6 protein-coding genes are annotated in these 3,805 nt (G+C 66.7%); 5 read left to right on the top strand and 1 reads right to left on the bottom strand.

Annotated features, from left to right (window positions below):
• The 4 genes from V5A19_RS13955 to V5A19_RS13940 form a co-directional block, all read left to right on the top strand.
• A partial coding sequence (locus V5A19_RS13955; protein ID WP_332327965.1) for a type II secretion system F family protein occupies positions 1 to 227 on the top strand: 227 nt, incomplete at its 5' end.
• A complete protein-coding gene (locus tag V5A19_RS13950; protein ID WP_332327964.1) occupies positions 224 to 2,218 on the top strand; it encodes an O-antigen ligase family protein in 1,995 nt (664 codons plus the stop codon). The genes V5A19_RS13955 and V5A19_RS13950, both read left to right, overlap by 4 nt.
• Positions 2,205 to 2,600: a type II secretion system protein GspG gene (locus tag V5A19_RS13945; protein WP_332319017.1), complete on the top strand. Its 396-nt coding sequence runs from the start codon at positions 2,205 to 2,207 to the stop codon at positions 2,598 to 2,600. The genes V5A19_RS13950 and V5A19_RS13945 overlap by 14 nt, the downstream gene beginning before the upstream one ends.
• A 98-nt stretch (positions 2,601 to 2,698) precedes the next feature.
• Positions 2,699 to 3,127, top strand: a complete 429-nt coding sequence (locus tag V5A19_RS13940) for a prepilin-type N-terminal cleavage/methylation domain-containing protein (protein WP_332319016.1) — start codon at positions 2,699 to 2,701, stop codon at positions 3,125 to 3,127.
• Positions 3,128 to 3,240: 113 nt separating this feature from the next.
• On the opposite strand, the gene V5A19_RS13935 is transcribed toward V5A19_RS13940, so the two are convergent.
• Positions 3,241 to 3,552, bottom strand: a complete 312-nt coding sequence (locus V5A19_RS13935; protein ID WP_332319015.1) for a cupin domain-containing protein — start codon at positions 3,550 to 3,552, stop codon at positions 3,241 to 3,243.
• Here V5A19_RS13935 and V5A19_RS14445 point away from each other — a divergent pair.
• Positions 3,461 to 3,805 (top strand): type II secretion system protein (locus V5A19_RS14445; protein WP_443081509.1); only part of this gene is annotated, 345 nt, incomplete at its 3' end. The genes V5A19_RS13935 and V5A19_RS14445 overlap by 92 nt on opposite strands.

The raw sequence follows: 3,805 nt of genomic DNA, 5'->3' as shown, positions 1-3,805 counted from the left end.
TTCCGTTGACCGTCCTTCAGATGATCGAGGTGGGCGAAGAGACGGGTGCCGTGGACGAGATGATGGAGCAGGTGGCCGAGTTCTACGAGCGCGAGGTGGACCTCAAGATCGACAACCTCTCCAGCCTCGTCGAGCCCGTGCTCATCACCGTCATCGGGGCCATGGTCCTGCTGCTCGCCCTGGGGATATTCCTGCCCATGTGGGATATGGCAAGGGCCGTGGGGTGAGCCCCGCCCTGGCTCATCCCTTGCCTTTCCGGGACTGGCGGTCGGTGGCTGGCCCCGCTTTGCTGGCCGTTGCCTTTGCCGTCTCCCTGTTCTTCAACGGTAAGCACATCCCCTTTTTGGCTATGGATGTGGGCCTGCTGGTCGCCTTCGCCGCCCTGGCCCTGGGGCCCGGCATCCGAAACGGCTGGCAGGTGCCGCGCTCCGCACCGGCCGCCTTCCTGGTGGCCTTCTGGGCGTTTCTGGGCGCAAGCCTGGCCTGGTCCACGGTGGTGTTCACCAGTAGCCTGTACTACTGGTGGCTGGCTGCGCTGCCCCTGACCTTTTTTGGCCTTCTTCTGGCCCCCCGGCCGGTGATCTGGGTCCGCTGGGGGGCGCTGGGGCTCGGGATCCTCCTTCTGGGGCTGGCGGTATGGGCGCTGGTCCAGTTCTTCGTCCTGACCGGAACTTACGGCTTTCGGGCCAAGCATCCCCTTTTGAACCCCAACAACCTAGCTGGCCTATTCAATCTGGCCCTGGTGCCCTGCCTGGCGGTCTATTTCGCCATTCGGGAGCGTCGGGCCGCGATTCTGGCGCTGGCGGGGGCTTTGCTGCTGTTTGCCGGCTTGGTGGCGACGCAGAGCCGGGGGGGGTACCTCGCCCTGGGCGTAGCGCTGGGTGTAATGCTCTGGGTCGGTCGGGGGCTGCCGGGCATGAACCGGCGTCGGGTGGGTGCTGCCCTTATCGGGGCCCTGGCCATCTTCATCCTGATGAATACCTGGTCGGGGGGCGGGGTGGGGCGACGGATCGAGACCTTGGGCGCCATGGGGGCGCAGTCCAGCTTCCAGACCCGCCTGGTGATCTGGGATTCCACTCTGGACATGGCGCTGGAGCGGCCGCTGACCGGGTACGGCCTCGGGACCTTCTTTTTGTACTACCCCCGGTTCCGTCAGCCAGCGGATGGCTCCGGGGGCTACTACGCCCACATGGATCCGCTCCAGCTCTGGGTGGAGATCGGCATCGGCGGCCCGGTGCTGTTCTATCTCTTCCTCCTCGCGGTCCTGGTCCGAACAAGCGCCGCCGTACGGGAATTGGATCCCGCTGACCGGGAGCGGTTGGCCGTCATCGGCCCATTCGGAGGTATGCTGACGGTAGCGGTGCATACCCACATCACCTTCCACCTCTACATCCTACCCATCCTCATCGGTCTGGGTGTGGTGCTGGCGGCCTGGCATCTGGCCACGGAGCGGGCCCTGGATAAGCCCCGACGCCGCATCGCTTTGCCCGAGAAGGCCAATCCGCGGGTGTGGCAGGGGATCCTGGGCGGCCTGGTGGCTTTGGTGGTGCTCCACATGGGGGCGGCGGCCGCCTCGGACCGGTTCATCAAGTGGGGTAAAGAGGCGATCGGGAAGGGCAACGTCGCTACCGCTCTCGATTATTTCCACTACGCCCGCGCCCTGACCCCCAAAAGTGACACGCCGTACGCCCTGGGGGCGGAGATCCGCCAGCGGGCGCTGGCCGGGGCCGCGCAGGGCCTGTCGGCGGAGGAGCGCGGGGCGCTCTACCGGGAAGGTCACTGGCTGCTGGATAAGGCCCAGGCGCGCAACCCGGCACGGGCCCGGTTTGCCCACCTGCGCGCCCGGCTATTTCTGGTCGCCCCCGATCGGCCGCTGGCCTCCCGTCTGGCCGCCGCCGAGCGGGCCTGGCAAAACGCCCTGGCCAAAGATCCCCGACTGCTGACGGCGCGCCTGAGCTTGGCCAACCTTTACCGCCGGCAGGACCGGCGGGAGCGGGCCTTGAAAACGCTCGAGGCCGGGCTGAAGTGGCCCCATCCCGGAACCAGGCCGGTGCCGCTTTACCTGCGCACCGCCGCCCAGCGCAGCAGCCTGGGCAACCGGGATGCTGCTGTCGCCGCCGCCCGTTCCGCCTTGCAGCGCCTGCCCGAGGCCAGCCAAACGGCGCAAGCGGTGCGGCGCCAGTACGGCCTGCAGGAGGCCTCCGATGGAACGCCTTGAGGGGCGGGGCCATCAGGCCCGGGCCCTGGAGTGGGCCGTGGTTCTGCTGTTTATCCTGATCCTTGGCTGGGTGCTGTTGAGTCGCTACGAGGGGCTCAAGGAGCAGGCCCTGGCGACCATGGCCCGCTACGAGCACCACAGCCTGGAAACTCATCTGCAGGTCTACCGGATGCGCCACGGTAGCTGGCCACCGGACCTGCGGACCCTGATCGAGGAGTCCTCCCGGCCGATTTCCCTGAAAAGCGGCAATGCCCGGCGTCGGCGGTTGTTCGATGATCAGGGGCGGATGCTCGATCCCTACGGCCGGCCTTACCGCTACGACCCCGAAACCGGCAAGCTGAAAAGGCCTGAGCCCTTGCGAAACACGGATGGCTCGGGTTGACGCCCCTCGAAGGGTGGGTTGTAATTGAACCTCAAGCGGGGAGGGGTCGAATTCCCGGGGCCCGTAGGGTAAGGGGCGCTTCAAGCGAAGGAGTCGGCATGAGCAGCAATCAGGGCGGTTTCACCCTCATCGAGCTGGTGGTGGTGATCGTAATTCTGGGGATCCTGGCGGCGGCGGCCTTGCCGCGCTTCATCGATATCACCGAAGAGGCGGAAGAGGCCGGGTACCAGGGTGTTCAAAGCAGCTTGTCCGGCGGGGTCAGCCTGGCCCGCAGCAAGTGGCTCGCCAAGGGCCTTAGCGGTAGCCAAGACATGGGAATGGGCGGTGTGGATGTGGCCATGAACGCCAGCGGTTGGCCGGAGGCCACCAGCGATGGTGTCCTGGCCACCCTTACCCAGGATCCCTCCCAGAATTCCAATTGGACGTTTGCTCCCGGGGGTGGGACCGGGACGGCTACCCTGGATTTCGCCCCCACGGGAAGCACGATCAGCTACAATGCGGCCAACGGGGCGATTACCGCCCAATAGGCGTCAACCCGCGCCGGATTCTTGATCGGGGACGGCCGCGGCCGTCCCCTTTTTTGCCATCAGACCGCCAAGCCCCTTTCTCCGCCTTCGTTCCGAGGCCCCTCCATTCCGGCCTAGGCAGAAAAGGAGTGTCCGATCAGGTACTCGCACCCTGCCGGGCCAACCGTTGCCTCGTGCACCGTCCCCTCCGGCAGATAGAGGACCTCCCCAGCCCCGATGGCCAGTTCCCGGCCCTCCGCCCGGAACACGATCTGGCCCTCGATACCGACGATGATCTCGTGGCAATCGTGGCTGTGGGGCGGGTAGTAGTGGCCCGGGGTGTCGGGGACCACCATGAGGCTGGCCCCGAATTCGCGCTCCAGCCAGGCTTTGGCCGCTTCCCGGCTGCATTCGGGTTCGGGAAACACCCCTTTCTCCAGATCCATGGCGACCTCCTTTGGGTTGTGCTCGGCAAGGGGGGATCCTAGGGTAAGAAGACGGCCTTTCGCCAGAGAGGGGGTTGCCCTGAGACCTTTCCAGCCAGCCAGCCCCGAGCGCGGCTTCACCCTGGTGGAGCTGGTGACCGTGATCGTGATCCTGGGAATCCTGGCCGCGGTGGTTCTGCCGCGGTTGGGCGGGGTCGGGGTCTACGGCGAGCGCGCCAGCAGCGACCGGCTGGTGAGCGGGCTCCGCTACGCC

The organism is Thiohalorhabdus sp. (genome assembly GCF_036628635.1).
GTDB lineage: Bacteria > Pseudomonadota > Gammaproteobacteria > Thiohalorhabdales > Thiohalorhabdaceae > Thiohalorhabdus.
Note: the sequence above shows the minus strand (reverse complement) of the source record. Positions and strands in the feature narration are given on the sequence as shown.